Source organism: Chryseobacterium sp. Marseille-Q8038 (assembly GCF_965111995.1).
Map to the genome: position 1 here is coordinate 1,867,546 of NZ_CBCOPN010000001.1, position 19,529 is coordinate 1,887,074.

At 35.9% G+C, this 19,529-nt stretch carries 16 protein-coding genes; 2 read left to right on the top strand and 14 right to left on the bottom strand.

Features of this window, described 5'->3' with window-relative positions:
- Positions 1-198 precede the first annotated feature (198 nt).
- Positions 199-2,349 (bottom strand): TonB-dependent siderophore receptor, encoded by a 2,151-nt coding sequence (locus ACWPWS_RS08730; protein ID WP_454046203.1) that lies wholly within the window; start codon positions 2,347-2,349, stop codon positions 199-201.
- Between the two features lie 233 nt (positions 2,350-2,582).
- On the opposite strand from ACWPWS_RS08730, the gene ACWPWS_RS08735 reads away from it, so the two are divergent.
- Positions 2,583-2,984 (top strand): nuclear transport factor 2 family protein, encoded by a 402-nt coding sequence (locus tag ACWPWS_RS08735; RefSeq protein ID WP_454046204.1) that lies wholly within the window; start codon positions 2,583-2,585, stop codon positions 2,982-2,984.
- Between the two features lie 337 nt (positions 2,985-3,321).
- On the opposite strand, the gene ACWPWS_RS08740 is transcribed toward ACWPWS_RS08735, so the two are convergent.
- From ACWPWS_RS08740 to ACWPWS_RS08770, 7 genes are all read right to left on the bottom strand, one after another.
- Positions 3,322-3,822, bottom strand: coding sequence for a hypothetical protein (locus ACWPWS_RS08740; RefSeq protein ID WP_209785117.1), 501 nt, complete (start codon positions 3,820-3,822; stop codon positions 3,322-3,324).
- A 204-nt stretch (positions 3,823-4,026) separates the two neighbouring features.
- Complete coding sequence (locus ACWPWS_RS08745) at positions 4,027-4,863, bottom strand: hypothetical protein (protein ID WP_454046205.1); 837 nt, start codon at positions 4,861-4,863, stop codon at positions 4,027-4,029.
- Between the two features lie 14 nt (positions 4,864-4,877).
- Positions 4,878-5,321, bottom strand: coding sequence for a hypothetical protein (locus ACWPWS_RS08750; protein ID WP_454046206.1), 444 nt, complete (start codon positions 5,319-5,321; stop codon positions 4,878-4,880).
- 120 nt (positions 5,322-5,441) lie between these two features.
- Positions 5,442-8,624, bottom strand: a complete 3,183-nt coding sequence (gene carB, locus ACWPWS_RS08755; RefSeq protein WP_454046207.1) for a carbamoyl-phosphate synthase large subunit — start codon at positions 8,622-8,624, stop codon at positions 5,442-5,444.
- Positions 8,625-8,683: 59 nt separating this feature from the next.
- Positions 8,684-9,037: a four helix bundle protein gene (locus ACWPWS_RS08760; protein WP_454046208.1), complete on the bottom strand. Its 354-nt coding sequence runs from the start codon at positions 9,035-9,037 to the stop codon at positions 8,684-8,686.
- Positions 9,038-9,079: 42 nt separating this feature from the next.
- The gene (locus tag ACWPWS_RS08765) at positions 9,080-10,153 is read right to left on the bottom strand and encodes a carbamoyl phosphate synthase small subunit (protein WP_209785121.1); all 1,074 of its coding nucleotides are present in this window, start codon (positions 10,151-10,153) and stop codon (positions 9,080-9,082) included.
- A 91-nt stretch (positions 10,154-10,244) separates the two neighbouring features.
- The gene (locus ACWPWS_RS08770) at positions 10,245-11,135 is read right to left on the bottom strand and encodes an aspartate carbamoyltransferase catalytic subunit (RefSeq protein WP_245169738.1); all 891 of its coding nucleotides are present in this window, start codon (positions 11,133-11,135) and stop codon (positions 10,245-10,247) included.
- Between the two features lie 241 nt (positions 11,136-11,376).
- Between ACWPWS_RS08770 and ACWPWS_RS08775 the strand changes: the two genes are divergently transcribed.
- The gene (locus ACWPWS_RS08775; RefSeq protein ID WP_002980286.1) at positions 11,377-11,838 is read left to right on the top strand and encodes an Lrp/AsnC family transcriptional regulator; all 462 of its coding nucleotides are present in this window, start codon (positions 11,377-11,379) and stop codon (positions 11,836-11,838) included.
- 785 nt (positions 11,839-12,623) lie between these two features.
- Here ACWPWS_RS08775 and argH read toward each other — a convergent pair.
- The 6 genes from argH to argC form a co-directional block, all read right to left on the bottom strand.
- Complete coding sequence (gene argH, locus ACWPWS_RS08780; RefSeq protein ID WP_454046209.1) at positions 12,624-13,928, bottom strand: argininosuccinate lyase; 1,305 nt, start codon at positions 13,926-13,928, stop codon at positions 12,624-12,626.
- Between the two features lie 276 nt (positions 13,929-14,204).
- Positions 14,205-15,287, bottom strand: a complete 1,083-nt coding sequence (locus ACWPWS_RS08785; protein ID WP_454046210.1) for a M20 family metallo-hydrolase — start codon at positions 15,285-15,287, stop codon at positions 14,205-14,207.
- Positions 15,262-16,056 (bottom strand): acetylglutamate kinase, encoded by a 795-nt coding sequence (argB, locus tag ACWPWS_RS08790; RefSeq protein ID WP_309511382.1) that lies wholly within the window; start codon positions 16,054-16,056, stop codon positions 15,262-15,264. Before argB ends, ACWPWS_RS08785 begins: the two co-directional genes overlap by 26 nt.
- A 68-nt stretch (positions 16,057-16,124) precedes the next feature.
- Positions 16,125-17,081 (bottom strand): N-acetylornithine carbamoyltransferase, encoded by a 957-nt coding sequence (locus ACWPWS_RS08795; RefSeq protein ID WP_454046211.1) that lies wholly within the window; start codon positions 17,079-17,081, stop codon positions 16,125-16,127.
- Between the two features lie 240 nt (positions 17,082-17,321).
- Positions 17,322-18,461 (bottom strand): aspartate aminotransferase family protein, encoded by a 1,140-nt coding sequence (locus tag ACWPWS_RS08800; protein WP_454046212.1) that lies wholly within the window; start codon positions 18,459-18,461, stop codon positions 17,322-17,324.
- Positions 18,462-18,556: 95 nt separating this feature from the next.
- Complete coding sequence (argC, locus tag ACWPWS_RS08805; RefSeq protein WP_454046213.1) at positions 18,557-19,522, bottom strand: N-acetyl-gamma-glutamyl-phosphate reductase; 966 nt, start codon at positions 19,520-19,522, stop codon at positions 18,557-18,559.
- Positions 19,523-19,529 lie beyond the last annotated feature (7 nt).

Consider the following 19,529-nt stretch of genomic DNA (forward strand, 5'->3'; position numbering starts at 1 on the left):
AAAAATGTAAGTGTAGAAAATGCAAGGGCGCAATTGTATTTATAATGGCGTGTTTGTAAAGTGAAAAGAGTTATTCCTGCTGCCATTTACTTTAGCATATTTGAAAGCATCAGAAATAGGTATGTATTATAAATCAAAGTTTTGCGCCCTTGCGGTTTTCATCCTTATATTGTATTTGAGATTATTTTTTGTTTTTTATTAAAATTTGAAGGCAAAATTGGCAAGAATTTCTCTTGGCTTTTGGGGTTGTCCGTAGAAGTTCCAATAGGTTTCATTCAGGGCATTATTCATTTTCAGACCAATTCTGTACTTTTTCTTGTCATAGAAAATTGTTGCACCAACAGTGGTATAAGAAGGCGCAAGAAAATGATTAATAATATTGATATAGGTTTTATCCACGAAATTAAACCCTGCCCCAAAGCCAAGTCCTTCATAAGCACCCTCCATAATTTTGTAGCTTGTCCAAAGATTCGCTACATGTTTTGGTGTCCATGCGATTCTTTTTCCGCTGTCTTTGCTACGGTCATCATATTTATTGTCATTATAACCATATCCGGCAACGATATTCCATCCTTTGAAAGGGTTGGCAATAATTCCTATTTCCAGTCCCTGGCTTTTAATATTACCATCCTGAATACTTCCTATTCCGCCTGGATCTGCAACCAGTCTGTTTTTAACATTAATATTATAATAACTTACGGTTGTCAGTAATTTTTTATGGAAAAGATCTACTTTAAAACCTGTTTCAATCTGATTTCCCTGTTCAGGATCCCATTTTGTTAAAACACCTACTTCATTTAATGATGGAGCATAATTTTTAAATCCGTTTACATAATTGGCAAAAAATGAAATCTGATCTTTTACAATTTCATAGACCAATCCGAATTTTGGTGAAAACTGCGTCTGGCTATACCCCGTAACTTTATTTTCGGGATATCCGTTTTTCGTAGAGATTTCTACACCGTTTACAACCGTATCATCATTTTTATAGCTGTCTACTCTCAAACTTGCCATTACCAGCAAATTATCCGTGATATTCAAAACATCAGAGATATAACCGCTGATTGTTCTGAAGGTTGTAATATCAGATTCTGTGGATTTTCTCTCTTTATTCATGAATTTATTTCTTGAGATAGGATCCCATGCTGAAGAGCTGTCGAGATTCACTTTGTCATAAGGCATGAACACATTGCTGTATCCGTTGGCTTCATAATAAGGAAACTGATATTTTGTTCTTTGCTGGAAATAATCAATTCCCACCACCAAACGGTTTCTTAAGTTTCCAATTTTAAAATCTCCTGTAAAGTTTTGCTGGATATTATCTGTTGTTACTTTAAAGCTGTCAAAAGGGCGGATCATTCTTTCTACCTGATTGTTATTCAAATATCGAAGGACTAAAAAGATAGATTCATTCTCATTGGCTTCCCCTCTTTGGTAAGATGTTCTGGAAGTCCATTGATCATTGAATTGATGCGTAACCTCAGCCATCGTTACAAAATTGGTTCTTTTGGAACCGATATCATTGCTTGTAAACGCTCTTTTATAGGCTACTTCCAGGTCTTTCATTGAGTGCAGCGTCAGTTTTTCTGAGTTTCTTACATACGCATTCAATGTTTTATCCGGAGCGTGGAATTCTGTATCAAGCGTCACAGTGGTTTTATCGCTTACTTTATATAAAATACTTCCTGAAAAAAACAATCCTTTGTTGTAGCCGGCATCCTGAAAAGAATCCTGTGAATAGGCTGCTACATTGAATCTTGCTAATGCTGTTTTTTCCTTATTCAAAGGGGTATTTACATCTGCTGTGATTCTGTTCATTCCCCAGCTTCCGGTGGTATAATTGATAATTCCCCCGAAGTTTTCCTGGGGTTTTTTAGTGACAATATTTACCACTCCACCATAGTTGGCTAAAGTTCCTCCGAATAAGGTTCCGGATGGTCCTTTAATTACTTCTACTCTTTCAATATTAGCAATTTCAGACTGTACTCTTGGGTTTTGGGTCAGTCCGTTTCTAAAACTGGCATTGGAGCTGAATCCTCTCATGAAAATATCATTCCCGCTGTCGTTCACACTGTTGCTTACTACTACTCCGGGAGCAGAGGCCATGGCTGTATTGAAGTCCATTGCTCCCATTTCACTGATGATTTCTTTAGGAACAAGATTGTAAACAGTAGGGTTTTCCAGATTTTCCAGAGGAAGTCGTGCGATGGATTCAGATTTTTTGGTTCTGTAATTATGAGTTCCCTGTAGTGATACGGACTGGATTTCAGCCACTTTAATGGTATCCGTTTCCTGGGCACTCAGCATCGTTACGGCTAATAGAGCTGCAGAAATAATTGTTTTTTTCATGTTTATAATTAAGTTAGTCCCGCAAAATTATCTTATTTTTATTAATTCTAAATAAAAACATGACACAAATCATAAAATCACTCCTGTGAAATAGCCCATCAATAAAGGGTTTAACGAAAGGAAAAAACATTAAATAATTTGTGATATAGGGTCAATACGATAATTCATGTTTAAATTTTTCTTATCTTAATGTGATTTTATATAAATCTCATTATTCATTATAATTTTCAGAAATGAACAACAATATCCAAGAGACCATTCAGCACTTTCTTCAATTTCTTTCGGAAAGAAAACTGACAGAATTAACAAACCTATTTTCTGATACCATAGACTGGTATATCCCTGGAGATGAGCAAAAAGCGGCCTGGCTGGGAGTAAGAAACAATAAACAGGAGGTATGCGATTTTTTTGAATTATTATGGAGAAATACAGAACCAGTTTCTGCAAAAATCGACCATATTTTCAACGATGATGAAAATGTTGTTATGACAGGAGAATTTGTTACAAAGATGCTGGAAACAGATCATATTGTGGAATCTTTATTTTGTATTCAGATGCGTATTCAGAACGATAAAATTATACGCTATAGATTGCTGGAAGACAGTTTGGCAGTTTCAAAGGCTTTGGATAAGTAGCTAAAGATTATTTATCTTATTGATAACAACACCCATTGGAATTGTTTAAACTTATCAAAAAATATTGGATATTTCTTAAACCATTAAGAAGGATTTAAGTAGTAAAGCATAATTAAGTTAAGATAAATCATACTGATTTTCAAGCTTAAAGCGAAGCTTATCTTAATACTCTAAACACCTTAATGCGATCTTAATGTTTCAAAAAAGTTTAAACAAGTTTATTATTAATGAGATTCTTCCTTCGTCAGAATGACAAAAGTTGAACAATTCAACTTTTGAGATACTCTATTTGATAAAAATTAGGAATTATTTCTGTTGAAGTCTAAGATAATTTTTTTTATATCACAGCAGAAGCCATCATAGACATATAGTAATTGGCGCAGTGTAGAGCATTAATTAACACAATTTCTTTCTCCGGAAAGGTTTCAAAAGCATCAGAAGTTGTGATCTGATATTCGTAATTCAGGGAAGTCCACTTCAGATGTGGCTTTATGATCATCAGCTCTACCCCTTCCTGATCTGTAAGGACAAATGATTCTTTAAAAATCCCTCTGTGTTTAAAAAGGTAACCATTCTTTATGCCGTCAAAATAAGTCTGTACCACAATTTCACCATTCCAGTTCATCCTGAATTTCAGAAGTACTCTTTCGTGGTCTTTCAGTTCAATGGTGGTTCCCCAAAAACCTTTCGGCTCTACCTGATAGCTCTGACCCTCTGCAATTTCAATGACAGCATTAAATTTAAACCAGCTTGTATAAGTAAGTTTTCCAATTAATGTCTCTTCTTTTGTGACTTCAAAAGATAAAGAATTGCTTGATTTCGCGTAATATTCTGCCATGGTTATATCTGGATTTGGTGAAGTTTTTATTAGTTTTTAGATCGCATTAACAGCTTGAATTTTAACGCTCTAATTTATAAATAATTCTTCAAACATAATCTACTTTTAAGATGATAGAATAAAAACTATTGTGAATTAATTCTGAAAATGTTTTTTATATTGAAAGTTTGCTTTCAAATATGTATCTGTACAACCTACAGCTTATTATTTGCTTCCAAACCAGTACTCCCACTTTTTATCATCAATCCCAAATTTTCCCTGCCACCATCTCGCGGGGTAACCAACATCATCATTTCTTATGGGTCTGTGTTCTCTTTCAGGATAGGTAATGTAGCGATCTGCATATCCAAAATGCTTATCATCATGTAAAATTCCAATGATTCCTAAAATTTCCAAGACTCCTGATCGCTCTTCATCATTTGATTTGAAGGTTTTAGAAATTTTCTTTTTGAGTTGAGAAATTCTGTCGCTTGGATCTGCTGTCTCCATGATTTTTTTCAGTTCATAGAGTATCCGGTAATCATTTTCATCGGGTTTGACAGCCGGAAGCTTTGGGAACTGTTCTACATCAAATAAAACCTGAATTACATTATCAAAACAGGCTCCATCTTTATACTTGAAATAATTGATCGTATTGAATTCGATAGGATCTTCAAATTCATAAATATGAATGCCACACACTGCGCAGATACCTTCATTAGGCTGTGGGCTTGGTGTAAAGCTATGCTCAGTCAGACTTTGGGCAATACAGTAGCTGGACAAGAATGAACGGTATTCCAATTGTCTTGTACTCAGGCTGTAAATAAAGGCATCCACAACGTCCTGCTTCGTAATATTAGCAACGGCTTTTTTAATTCTACGGCAAATTTCATCATGGCTTATCTCTTCCTGATCATACATTACCGACTGCTTCTTTGCATACTCAAAATCATCTTCGGAGATATACTGCATATAGGTTTCCCAATAAAACCAGTCGCTTAAACTTTCGTCCTGGGAAGTTTTTATTGTATTGAGTAAAATCTTTATTGCTTTTTTATCCATTCTGGCTTTTTTCTTTATTCAATTTTGTAAACATAATCATTACGGATAAATTTGCTTTTATCTTTCAATGCTGCAGGATAAAATATCTTTCCATCAATCTCAACACTTTTAATCATGTATCTCCAGCTTCCATTATGGCTTTTGTAAATTTTTGTTGTTGAATTCGGATAAAGCTCAAGAACAATGGAAGAATCTCTCACTTGTATTTTTTCAAGAGTCTTTGGATCTTTAATTTTATAGAAAGAACGCGGTGACAATATTCCATTTTCGTAATTAAATGCAAAACTGCCGGATTCATCATCAATTGCTTTCGATACAGGATAATTATAATTGATCTTGATTATTTTTTTGGTCCCGGTGAGATTTTGAATATAAAAATCAGTCAACCAGGAACATCCTGAAAGAACCGTTATGAAAATAAAACTTAAGAATCCTATTATCATTGATTTTATACTCATTGTATTTAAGTTTAGAGGGCTTTTGTAAAAATAATCAGATTACTTTAATTTATTAGTTTTTCTGATAAAAAAATCCCACAAGAAAATTTGTGGGATTTTGAATATTTATTGGATTCGAAATTACATGGTCTCCATTTTGAAGCTCATGCTTTCGATTACTTTTAAGATCGCTTCTACAGTATCCATTGAAGTTAAACAAGGAACACCATTTTCCACACTCATTCTTCTGATCTGGAATCCGTCTCTTTCAGCTTGCTTACCTTTTGTAGTGGTATTCACAACATACTGAACTTTTCCTTTCTGGATCAAATCGATAAGATTTACACTTTCTTCTCCGATTTTGTATCCTATTTTGCAAGGAATTCCTTTTTCTTCGAAGAACTTCGCAGTACCTTCCGTAGCCCAGATTCTGAATCCTACTTCATGGAATCTTGCTGCAAGAGCTGCTGCTTCGTCTTTATGTTTATCTGCTACTGTGAACAGGATAGATCCGTGCATAGGAACTTTTCTTCCTGCTGCAACCAATCCTTTGTACAATGCTTTTTCAAGAGTTGTATCTTTCCCCATTACCTCTCCTGTAGACTTCATTTCTGGGCCTAAAGAGATGTCAACTTTCGTTAGTTTGGAGAAAGAGAATACCGGAACTTTTACAAATACTCCTTCTTTGTTTGGAACCAATCCGTTTTCGTATCCTAAATCTTTCAGTTTTTGTCCTAAGATTGCCTTTGTTGCAAGGTTTGCCATAGGAACTTCTGTGATTTTAGATAAGAAAGGAACTGTTCTTGAAGAACGAGGGTTTACTTCGATTACATAGACGTTTCCTTCGAAAAGAACGTACTGGATGTTCATTAATCCAATCACTTTCAGTCCTTTTGCCAGTCTTTGTGTATAATCTACCAAAGTATCAATCTCACTTTGAGAGATATTTTGTGGTGGATATACTGCGATTGAGTCTCCGGAGTGAACTCCCGCTCTTTCAATGTGCTCCATAATCCCTGGAATCACTACAGTTTCACCGTCACAGATGGCATCTACTTCAATTTCCTTTCCTACCATGTATTTATCAACCAATACAGGGTGTTCAGGGCTGGCTTCTACAGCATTTTCCATGTAGTGGGCCAATTCTGCTTCAGCGTATACAATTTCCATCGCTCTCCCTCCAAGAACGTAGCTTGGACGTACCAATACCGGATATCCGATTTCGTTAGCAATTTTTATTGCTTCTTCTTTCGAAGTTGAAGTTCTTCCTTTTGGCTGAGGAATTCCCAGTTCCTGAAGTGCTTTTTCAAATTTATCTCTGTTTTCAGCTCTGTCAAGATCTTCTAATGAAGTTCCTAAGATCTGTACTCCGTGAGAGGCTAATTTATCGGCAAGGTTAATCGCAGTCTGCCCTCCGAACTGTACCACTACTCCTTTAGGTTTTTCAAGCTCGATGATGTTCATTACATCTTCTTCTGTAAGCGGCTCGAAGTATAGTTTATCAGAAATTGAGAAATCTGTAGAAACTGTTTCAGGGTTATTGTTAATGATAATTGCTTCATAACCCATTTCTTTGATTGCCCATACAGAGTGAACTGTTGCGTAGTCAAACTCAACTCCCTGTCCGATTCTGATAGGTCCTGAACCTAGTACGATGATTTTTTCTTTGTCAGAAACAACACTTTCGTTTTCTTCTTCGTAAGTTCCGTAGAAATAAGGGGTTTCAGATTCAAATTCAGCAGCACAAGTGTCTACCATTTTGTACACCGGCATTACTCCGTTTTCTTTTCTGAAGTTGAAAACCTCACGTTCTTTTACATCCCAAAGAACAGCAATATTGATATCTGCGAAACCTAATCTCTTCGCTTCAATTAAAGTTTCTTTATCGAATTTGTTTTCAGCGATTACTTTTTCGAAGTCAACTAGTTTTTTCAGTTTCCAGATGAAGAACTTGTCGATTTTACTCCATTCTACAATCTGTTCCCAGTCGTATCCTCTTCTTAAAGCATCTCCGATAATGAACAATCTTTCATCATCACATACTCTGATTCTTCTTTCGATTTCCTCAGCAGTAAGCGCTTCCGCCTGCTTAGTTTTTAATCCTAAATGTTTGATTCCTGTTTCTAATGAACGGATAGCTTTCTGTAAAGATTCTTCCAGATTTCTTCCGATCGCCATTACTTCACCAGTTGCTTTCATCTGAGTAGAAAGTCTTCTGTCTGCCGTTTCGAATTTATCGAATGGGAATCTTGGGAACTTCGTTACCACATAGTCAAGAGCAGGTTCAAAACATGCATATGTTTTTCCTGTTACCGGATTCATGATTTCATCCAGCGTTAATCCTACAGCAATCTTTGCAGCAATTTTTGCAATCGGATATCCTGTTGCTTTACTTGCTAGCGCTGATGAACGGGAAACTCTCGGGTTTACTTCGATAATATAATACTCGAAAGAGTGTGGATCTAAGGCCAGCTGTACGTTACATCCTCCTTCGATTCCTAAAGCTCTGATGATTTTTAATGAAGCATTTCTCAGTAACTGATACTCTCTGTCTGAAAGTGTCTGAGAAGGTGCTACTACGATAGAATCTCCTGTGTGAACTCCTACCGGATCTATATTTTCCATGTTACAAACCACAATGGCGTTGTCGTTTGCATCACGCATTACTTCGTATTCAATTTCTTTGAAACCTGCGATTGATTTTTCAATAAGACACTGAGTAACCGGACTGTGCTTTAGTCCCAATTCAGCAATCTCTTTCAATTCAGCTTCTGTAGAAGCGATACCTCCTCCGGTACCTCCCATGGTAAAGGCAGGACGAACAATTACCGGGTAACCGATTTCATTGGCGAAAGCAAGTGCTCCTTCTACCGTGTTTACGATATCAGATTCCGGAACCGGCTCGTTCAATTCTCTCATCAACTCACGGAAAAGATCTCTGTCTTCAGCTCTGTTGATGGCAGAAAGCTTTGTTCCCAATACTTCCACTTTGCACTCTTCAAGAATTCCTGATTTTTCCAATTCTACCGCCATGTTCAGTCCTGTCTGACCTCCCAATGTTGGTAATAATGCATCCGGACGTTCTTTTCTGATGATGTGGCTTACAAACTGTAATGAAATCGGCTCAATATATACTTTATCAGCGATTTCCACATCCGTCATGATTGTTGCAGGGTTTGAGTTGATCAAAATTACCTTGTAGCCCTCTTCTTTCAGAGACAGACAAGCCTGCGTTCCTGCGTAATCAAATTCAGCTGCCTGACCAATGATGATAGGTCCTGAACCGATTACTAAAATTGTTTTTATATCTGTACGTTTTGCCATTTTTCTTTTTTTAGATACAAGATGTTAGATGTCAGATTCCAGACATCCAACAGGATGTTTTACTTTTTTAAATTAGATTTGAATGTATAAATCATTCTTTGAATTTCATTCAGATTTGATATTAAACAGTTGACTTTTTCTACATCAAGTAAATTTAATTCTCTAGTTAATATTAATTGTGTCTGCAATTCAAAAGAGGAAGCATTTGCTATACCAAGAAAATGATAAAACTCATTATCATTATTTCTTCCTGCGCCTTCTGCTATATTTGAAGGAATGGAGATTGCGGATCTTTTAATCTGAGAAATCAAACCAAACTTTTCATCTTTAGGTAATTCTGAACAAATGATATAAACCTGTTTTGCAAGTTCAATTGATTTTTGCCAAAAAACTAATTTTTCAAAATTATGCATGATAAAGTCTGTTATCTGATGTCTAATATCTGAAAATCTTTCTTACTTCTTAAAGTCCTCCATCATTTGAATGAACTCATCAAACAGGTAGTTTGCATCTTCAGGGCCAGGGCTCGCTTCGGGGTGATACTGAACAGAGAAACAAGGGTGGATTTTGTGTTTCAATCCTTCGTTTGTTCTGTCATTTAATGCGATGTGCGTTTCGATAAGGTCTGTTCCTTTTAAACTTTCCTGATCTACAGCATATCCATGGTTTTGAGAAGTGATTGCTACCGTGTTCTTCTCCAGATCCAGTACCGGGTGGTTTCCTCCTCTGTGTCCGAATTTAAGCTTGAAAGTTTTCGCTCCACAAGCAAGACCAATTAACTGGTGTCCTAAACAGATTCCGAAGATGGGAACTTTCCCTAATAATCCTCTGATCATCTCTAAAGCGTGTGGTACATCTTCCGGGTCACCAGGGCCGTTTGATAACATAATTCCGTCCGGATTCATCAATAGGATCTCTTCTGCCGTAGTATCCTGAGAAACCACAATGATATCACAGTTTCTTTGAGATAATTCTCTGATAATCCCCAGTTTTGCACCGAAGTCTACCAATACTACTTTGAAACCTCTGTTAGGGTTCGCGTAAGGTGTTTTTGTAGAAACTTCTTCTACCTGATTGGTAGGGAAATTTGTTGATTTTAACTCAGAAGCTACTGCAGCGTCATCTGCATCAACGTTTACAATTTTTCCTTTTACAACCCCATGGTTACGAAGAACTCTTGTCAGTCTTCTGGTGTCAATTCCTGAAATTCCTGAAAGGTTTTTCTTTTTAAATAATTCATCTAAAGTAATCTGAGTACGGAAATTGGAAGGAAGATCGCAAAGTTCTTTTACGATAAGCCCTTTGATTGCCGGCTCAATACTTTCATAATCATCACGGTTAATACCATAATTTCCGATAAGCGGATAGGTCATACAAACTATCTGACCGCAATACGATGGGTCAGAAATCAATTCCTGATACCCTGTCATTCCGGTATTGAAAACTACTTCTCCTGCAGTTTCCAATTCTGCTCCGAAACCTTCTCCATGAAACACTTCACCGGACTCCAGTATTAATTTTTTCTTCATTTTTAAAAATTAGATTTTCTATTATTTTCTTTTTTTTCTAATGTCTGATGTAAAATGTATTCTTTACCTTGAACATTTTACTTTTTACAGTTTACTTAAATGTATACCCTTTGCTTTCTAACGCTTCTTTCAAAATGGCCATTCTGGCGAAGACACCGTTTTCCATTTGTCTAAAGATTCTTGATCTCTTGCATTCTACAAGGTCTGAATCTATTTCCACTCCTCTGTTGATAGGAGCCGGGTGCATGATGATTGCTTCTTTTTTCATCGCCTGCTCTCTTTCTTTGGTCAGACCATATCTTTTATGATATTCCGAAGCGGTAAAACTCATCGCGGCATCATGTCTTTCGTGCTGGATTCTTAATAACATTAATACATCCACTTCGGTGATCAATTCATCTACAGACATATAAGTCCCGTTGATCAGTGCTCCTTCATCAAACCATTGTTCCGGTCCTGAGAAGTATACTTTTGCTCCCAATCTTCTTAATGCCTCAGCATTTGAATTGGCAACACGGCTATGTTTTACATCACCTACAATTCCTACTTTTAAACCTTCAAACTTTCCGAACTCCTGATAAATGGTCATCAGATCCAGCATACACTGTGAAGGGTGGTTTCCTGTTCCGTCTCCTCCGTTGATTACCGGAATCTTAATATTTTTCAGTTCTTCGAAGTATCTGTCTTTCTTATCTCGTATTACCACAAGGTTTACTCCTATACTTTCAATCGTCTTTACAGTGTCATAAAGGCTCTCCCCTTTGTTTACCGAACTGTGTGATGCATCAAAAGGAACTACCTGCAATCCCAGTTTTCTTTCTGCAAGGTCAAAACTTGTTTTCGTTCTTGTACTGTCTTCGAAGAAAAGGTTTGAGCAAAAAACTTCTCCTTCAATTTTAGCAGTTTTACCGTTCGCAAAAGCCAGTGCTTCTGTCAGTATACTGTTGATTCTCTCGGTGCTTAGTTCTGTAATCGTAAACATAATTCTAATTTTTGGGCATAAAAAAAGCGAAGACAACTATCTTCGCTTAATAACAATAAATATCGTAAAGGGCGCTTTCGCCCGGTAAATCTAATGATATAAATGCTTTTTTATTCATTAGGTGCAAAGATACAACAATTTTATGAACCTACAAAAATTATGTTTAAAATAAATTAAAAACTTCAGTCCTTCCTTATTCTCATTTAAAATTAATATTTTTGTTAAAACTCAAATTTATTCTATGGATTTAAAAGACAAAATGATTCTCAGTATTATTCAGGAAGACTCTACATTATCGGTTAAAGAAATTTCCGAAAAGATAGGTCTTACCTTTACTCCTACGTATGAGCGAATCAAGCAATTGGAGAAGCAAGGAATCATTCAGAAGTATGTAGGACTTTTAAACCGTGAAAAACTGGGTTTAAATATTGTAGTTTACTGTAATGTCCGCCTTAAGGAACAATCCAAGAAAGTATTGGAAACTTTTGAAAATCACATTGGAAAATATGATGAAGTACAGGAAATCATCAGTCTTTCCGGAGAGTATGACTATATGTTGAAGATTATTGCCAAAGACATCAATTCTTATAACGAATTTGCTGTTAATGTTATTTCAAACATTCCTAATATCGGGCAATACCACAGTTCAATTGTGCTTCATGAGGTAAAAAAATCTACCAAATTTAAAATTGATCTGGAATAATCCTTCTATTTTAAACCAAAGCTGATTTAAACTTCTTGCTGAAAATCAAGGATTTTCTTGTGCCTTAAAATCCAAATACATTTTTGTATAATTTTTGCGCCTTTGCGCTTACCAATAAATTTTATTTAGAAAAACGCAAAGACGCAAAAAAAATTGAAAACTTTATGCTGTAAGGCGCAAAGATTTTATCTCCGATAAAATTTTATACAGTAGATTTTCTTAACCAACCTTAAAGTTTTCATCTACCTTAATGGTTCAATTTATCAATCATCAAATTCAAAGAACAGATTAGCTCCCGAGGTAAAAAATCTACCAAGTTTAAAATTGATCTGGAATAATCATTATATTTTTAAACCAAAACTGATTTAAACTTCTTGCTGAAAATCTCTGATTTTCTTGCGCCTTAAAAAATAACTCAAATAATTATCTTTGCGCCTTTGCGTCTACCAACTTCTTTTATAAACTCGTATTTTGTTAGAAAACGCAAAGACGCAAAAGAAATTCATAAACTTCATGTTGTAGGACGCAAAGATTTTATCTCCGATAAAATTTTATACAGTAGATTTTCTTAACCAACCTTAAAGTTTTCATGTACATTAGTGGTTCAGTTTATCAATCATCAAATTCAAAGAGCGGAATTACAATCCAGCCATTAAGATCACTTAAGCAATTAAGATTTATTAAAGATTAAGATTCACAAACGAAAAAGAAAGCAGGCTATAAAATAATTTTAGAGATTCCACTGATTTTTGCTTAAGTTTTTGCTGACCTTAATGGCTTAGATTCTAACCCAATAATTTATTTTTCAGTTTATTGAACTGATATTCTATTTTATCCAGACAAAGATTACCGATACTTCCCTGATGGGTATGTTCAAGGTTTCCAGGTTCAAACTCAAACGCATTGTTTTCAACCTCCTGTCCTACTTTTACATAAGCATCACGGAAAGAACTTCCATTCTTTACCTCTTCATTGATCTTTTCTACGCTGAAAAGATACTTATACTTTTCATCTTCCAGAATCCCGTCTTTCACCTTAATATTAGGTAAAGTATAGCTTAAAATTTCCAGACACTCTTTTAAAGAATCTATGGCAGGGAAAAGTATTTCCTTCGTAAGCTGTACATCTCTGTGGTATCCGGAAGGAAGATTCGTCGTTAAAAGGATCAGTTCGTTTGGAAGTGACTGAATTCTGTTGCATCGTGCACGAACCAGCTCAAAGATATCCGGATTCTTTTTATGCGGCATAATGCTGCTTCCTGTGGTAAACTCTTTTGGAAAGCTGATAAAGTCAAAATTCTGACTCAGATACAGACATACATCATAAGCAAACTTCCCAAGAGTTCCCGCTAAGGTTGCCATAGCCATTGCCAGCATTTTTTCCGACTTTCCACGAGTCATCTGCGCATATACAGAGTTATAATTCATCGACTGGAAGCCTAGATTATACGTTGTACTTTCACGATTAATCGGAAACGAAGAACCATAACCTGCTGCAGATCCCAGTGGGTTTTTATTAATAATATTCTTTACTGAAAATAACATTTCCACATCATCCAAAAGTGCTTCCGCATAAGCCCCGAACCACAATCCGAATGATGAAGGCATCGCAATCTGCAAATGGGTATATCCAGGAAGCAGAACATTTTTATGCTGATCTGCCAACTGAATTAAAATCTGGAAAAATTCATCGGTAAGAACTGTGATCTCACGGATTTCATCCAATAAGTACAATTTTATATCCAATAAAACCTGATCATTTCTGGATCGTGCCGTATGAATTTTCTTTCCAGTGTCTCCTAATTCTTCAATGAGAATCGCTTCTATCTGAGAATGGATATCCTCAGCTTCTTTATCAATTTCAAAACTACCGTCTTCAATTTTATGTAAAATACTATTTAAAACAGATAACATCTGCTCTGATTCTTCCTGAGAAATAATCCCGGTTTCTGCTAACATTTTGCAGTGCGCCATAGAACCTTTAGCATCATATTTTGCTAAACGCTCGTCAAAGTCAAGATCTTTTCCAACGGTAAAATTATTGACTAATATATTGGTGGCAAGGTCATCCTTCTGCCATATCTTTTTCATATGATTTATTTAAAATATTGATTGGTTTTGACATGCCCAGCAAGGCAATCCTTATTACTATTAACTATAAAAAAACATTTCCTTATGTAAAGCCTTCATTTCTAATTTTCTTTTTGCATAAATCTTATTAAAAACTAAACTTCTAGTGCCTGCCGGGCGGAGTCAAAACATATATTTCAGAGATTAGAAATTAGATGTTAGAAGTTAGAAGTTAGTTATAACCTTTATGTGGCCTTTTTCTACTAATTTCTAGTCTCTAGCTTCTAGTTTCTCTTTTTATAACACTTTTTCTAAAATCCTGATGTAGATTTCTATTCCTTCTTCTATTTCATGGATATAGATAAATTCATCTGCCGTGTGAGAGCGCCTACTGTCACCCGGGCCTATTTTCACTGATGTACATGGAATAATCGCCTGATCCGAAGAGGTTGGAGATCCATAAGTGGTTCTTCCGATTTCAAGACCTGCTTTTACAAACGGATGATCCATTTCAATCTTTGAAGAATTCAGTCTGAACGATCTTGCCGTCAATGTAGATTTCATCTGAGACTGGATAATTTCAAACGCTTCCTCGTTGGAATATTCATCTGTAACCCTCACATCCAGTGTGAAATTACATGACTCAGGAACAACATTATGCTGTACTCCAGCATGAATTCCAGATAAGGTAACTTTCACTTCGCCCAGATATTCTGAAACCTTTGGAAATTTAAAGGCTAAAATATTCTGGAGATCCTCCATACATTTTACAATCGAGTTATCATCATTAGGATGAGCGGCATGAGAAGGAGTTCCTTTCATTTCTCCATCAATTACAAGAAGTCCTTTTTCTGCAATCGCCAGATTCATCTGCGTGGGTTCTCCTACAATAGCGAGTTCTACATTGGGTAGCTGCGGAAATAAGGCTTCGATTCCATCAAATCCTGAAATCTCCTCCTCTGCCGTCAAAGCAATAACTAAATTATATTTTAAATCTTCTTTATCATAAAAATGTAAAAAAACCTGGGCCATAGAAACCAAAGAAGCTCCGGCATCATTACTTCCCAAACCAAACAGCTTACCTTCTTTTTCAATAGGAATAAACGGATCCAGTGTATAGGCTTTATTGGGTTTTACCGTATCATGGTGGGTATTCAGTAAAACGGAGGGTTTAAACACATCAAAATGTTTATTCACCGCCCAGATGTTGTTTTTAAAACGTTTAGTAGGAATCTGATGTTTTTTGAAAAAATTCTCAATTTCTACTGATGTATTGAACTCATCTTTACTGAATGAAGGAATCTCAATCAAATTTTTAAGCAATCCGACTGCATTATTCAATAGCTCTTCTTTATTATAAACAGATTTCAGTTCCTGCATGATGATTTTCTATATGATTTTTCAATTGCGTCTCTTTAATCAGAAACACTTTATCTACATTATTTTTTATTGCTCCAAGAGCATTTTCAAGTTTAGGTAAAATCCCTTTGTGAAGTTTTCCTTCTTCTTTTAATACCGTAAACTCTTCCTCATTTACACTTTTAATCACTGATTCCGGATCGTTTACATCTTCTAAAACGCCTTCTTTATCAAAACAATACAACAGTTCAACTTCATATTTTTCTGACAAAGCCTGTGCAATCACAGAAGCAATGGTATCTGCATTGGTATTGAAAAGATTCCCTTTTCTGTCATGGGTAATCGCAGAAAATACAGGAACAAGATCCAGCTTGATGAGTTTTGAAACCAGCTTTCTGTTCACGCTTTTCTTAGTGATATCCCCCACAAATCCAAAGTCGATTTCAGGATGTACTCTTTTTTTAGCTTTAATCAGATTTCCGTCTGCACCGGAAAATCCTATGGCGTTACATTTTTTCTGCTGCAGCTTTTCAACAATATTTTTATTGATTCCTCCTGCATATACCATGGTTACAATATCCAATGTTTCTTTATCCGTAATCCTCCTTCCGTTGATCATTTTCTGTTCGATACCCAGTTTGTCAGCCAATGTTGTAGCCAACTTTCCTCCACCATGAACAAGGATCTTCTTTTCCTGAATTTCAGAAAATTGGGCTAAGAATTGGGCTAACAATTCTTCATCATCAATTAAAGCTCCGCCAATTTTTATGATGTATAACTTTTCTTTCATTGTCAACTTTTTGGGATCTTTACCTCTTTCTATCCTTGTCAAGGTTTTGAACCTTGACAAGAATTATTTCAGGCTTTTAATTCATCTAAAATTTCACTGAATACAGCTTGTGCCGAAAAAATTCGGTTTTTTGCCTGCTGATAGATAATAGAATTACCTCCATCCATCACCTCATCACTCAGCTCAACATTACGGCGAACCGGAAGACAGTGCATTACCTTCGCTTCATTGGTATGAGCTAATTTTTCATTGGTAAGCATCCAGTCACCTTTTACTTCAGGCATTGCTGCATAGTCATCAAAAGAAGACCAGTTTTTTACATAAATGAAATCAGCATCCTTTAAAGCTTCATCCTGATCATGAATTACCTTCACATCTTTTGTGAATTTTTTATCCAAATCATAGCCTTCAGGATTAGCAATCACCAATTCCACATCCATTTCCTGCATCCATTCTGCAAAAGAATTTCCAACGGCATGGGCAATAGGTTTGATATGTGGCGCCCAGGTTAATACCACTTTAGGTTTATGGTCTTTTTTCCAGTTCTCTGTAATGGTAATACAATCTGCCAGACTTTGCAGCGGATGGCGCGTTGCAGATTCCAAAGAAACAACAGGAACTTTTGCATGTTTTTCAAACTGGCTTAAGATACTTTCATTCACATCATCTTCTTTGCTCTTCATCCCTGCGAAACAACGCACTGCAATGATATCGCAATATTGATTTAAAACTTCAATAGCATCTTTGATATGTTCTACGGTATCACCGTTCATTACAGCTCCATCAGCAAACTCTAGATTCCAGGCTTCCTGTGCTGCATTTAATGTCAAAACATTCAACCCTAGATTTTGCGCTGCAATCTGACTGCTCAGACGGGTTCTCAAACTTGAATTCAAAAATACAAGTCCGATTGTTTTTCCCTTTCCTTTTTCTGTTTCAGTAAGGGGATCTGCTTTTATTTGTAAAGCTTTTTTTATGATTTCCTGTAAGTTTTCTACATCACTTACAGAGGTAAATTTTTTCATTTTAAAATTGATTTTAAAGATTTTGTTTACATATTAATTGTTGATCTAACCACAAAAGGCACAAAAGTTTTTATTAAAACACTTTAGAACACTTAAGTTTTAAAAGTTTATTATTTTGAAAATATATAAGCTCACATAAGAAGAAAATCAAAGATTTTCGAAAACTTAAGTGCACTTCTTAAGCCTTTAGTATTTTCTTAAAATCACTTAGTGTTTAAATTCTTTTGTGACTTTTGCGGTTTACACCTTCCCCAATACCACTTTCAAAGCATTGATGAAAAGATCCGTTTCCTCTTGTTTGATATTCAGTGCCGGAAGAATCCTTAAGACACTTTTATCATTAGAGTTTCCTGTGAAAATATGATGATCGAACAATAAGCTTTTCCTTATTTCTGAACAGTCTCTATCGAGCTCTATTCCGATCATCAACCCTTTCCTTCGGATGGATTTAATATGTGGTAAATCTTTAATTTCATTTTCAATATACCCGCCCATTTTCTGAGCATTTTCAATAAGATTTTCATCTTTCATGACATCCAGAACAGCAATTGAAGCGGTACAAGCCAGATGATTTCCTCCGAATGTAGTTCCCAGCAAACCATTGCTTGCCTGAAATTTAGGATGAATTAAAACTCCACCCACAGGGAAACCATTCCCCATTCCTTTTGCGGTTGTAATAATATCCGCTTCTACTCCAAACTCCTGATGAGCAAAGAAATATCCGCTTCTTCCATATCCGGACTGCACTTCATCCAAAATAAGAACAACATCATATTTTTCGCATAGTTCTTTAATTTTAGATAAAAATTCCGGGGTAGGAATCATAATGCCGCCTACTCCTTGAATTCCTTCAATGATAACGGAAGAAATTTCACTTCCATGTTTCTCAAAAGTTTCCTCAAGCTGCTGCACATCATTCCAGTCTGATTTGATGAATCTTTCTGAAAAATTAACCGGAGCCACAATTTTCGGATTATCTGTTACGGAAACAGCTGCAGAAGTTCTTCCATGGAATGAACCGGAAAAATAAAGCACTTTACTTTTTCCATTATGAAACGATGCAAGTTTTAAAGCATTTTCATTAGCTTCAGCTCCTGAATTACATAAGAACAGATTATAATCTTCATATCCTGAAAGTTTTCCCAGCTTTTCCGCCAGTTCAGTCTGCAATTCATTCTGAACCGAATTGGAATAAAAAGAGATCTTTTCCAATTGATCTTTTAACTTATTCTGATAATGCGGATGGTTATGACCAATGGAAATTACAGCATGACCTCCGTAAAAATCAAGATACTGTTCTCCTTTGTCATCCCAAAGAAAAGATCCCTGAGCTTTAACCGGATTTATATTGAATAATGGATATACGTTGAATAAATTCATGTCTTTTAATAAATGATAATTGATAAATAATAAATGATATAGGATTCGGTTTCCGAGTTCCCATACATTTTACTTTGTACATTCTACATTATACATCAGAATGCTATTGGTTTCAGGTTCAATCCTGCATTTTCTTCCCAGTTCATTGCCAGATTCATATTCTGTATGGCCTGTCCTGAAGCACCTTTTAACAAATTGTCAATCGCTGAGTGAATAACGACAACATTTCCACTCTTTTCGATCTGAATCACACAGCGATTGGTATTGACAACCTGCTTTAAATCAATTGCCTTGTTACTTACCGTAACAAAAGGCTCCTCCGCATAAAAATCCTGATACAATTGTTCTATTTCCTCCAGCTCCAAGTCCGTCTTCATGGTGGAACTTGTAAAAATTCCTCTTGCAAAATCTCCTCTCCATGGAACAAAATTCAGGGTTACTTCTTTATTATTAAATGCAACCAGCTGTTGTAAAATCTCATCTACATGCTGATGCGTTAAAGTTTTATACGCTGAAACATTATCATTTCTCCAGGTAAAATGAGTGGTTGCCTGCAAAGACTGCCCAGCTCCGGTAGAACCTGTAATCCCTGTAGTAAAAACTTCATTTAACACTTCTTTTTCTGCTAATGGCAGTAAAGCCAATTGAATCGCTGTAGCAAAACATCCCGGGTTCGCAATACTTTTTGCCCCCGACAGTTGTTTTTTATTGATTTCAGGTAATCCGTAGATGAAATTTCTGTTCCCAAAGTTTCCTTCTAAACGGAAATCGTTTCCGAGATCAATCACCAGCGTTTCATCTTTTACAGGATTTTGAGTTAACCAGTTTTGACTTTCTTTATGAGGAAGACACAGAAAAAGAATATCTACATCTTCAGGTGTATCTGTCAAAACCATTTCACAAACGGTCGTTAAATCCGGGTACAGATCCGAAATTCTTGTTCCCGAATTCGAACGACTATATAAAAAACTCAATGTCACATGGGGATGAAAAGCCAGTAAGCGTATCAGCTCACTTCCTGTATAACCGTTAGCACCAATTATTCCTACTGTTTTCTTCATTTTGATT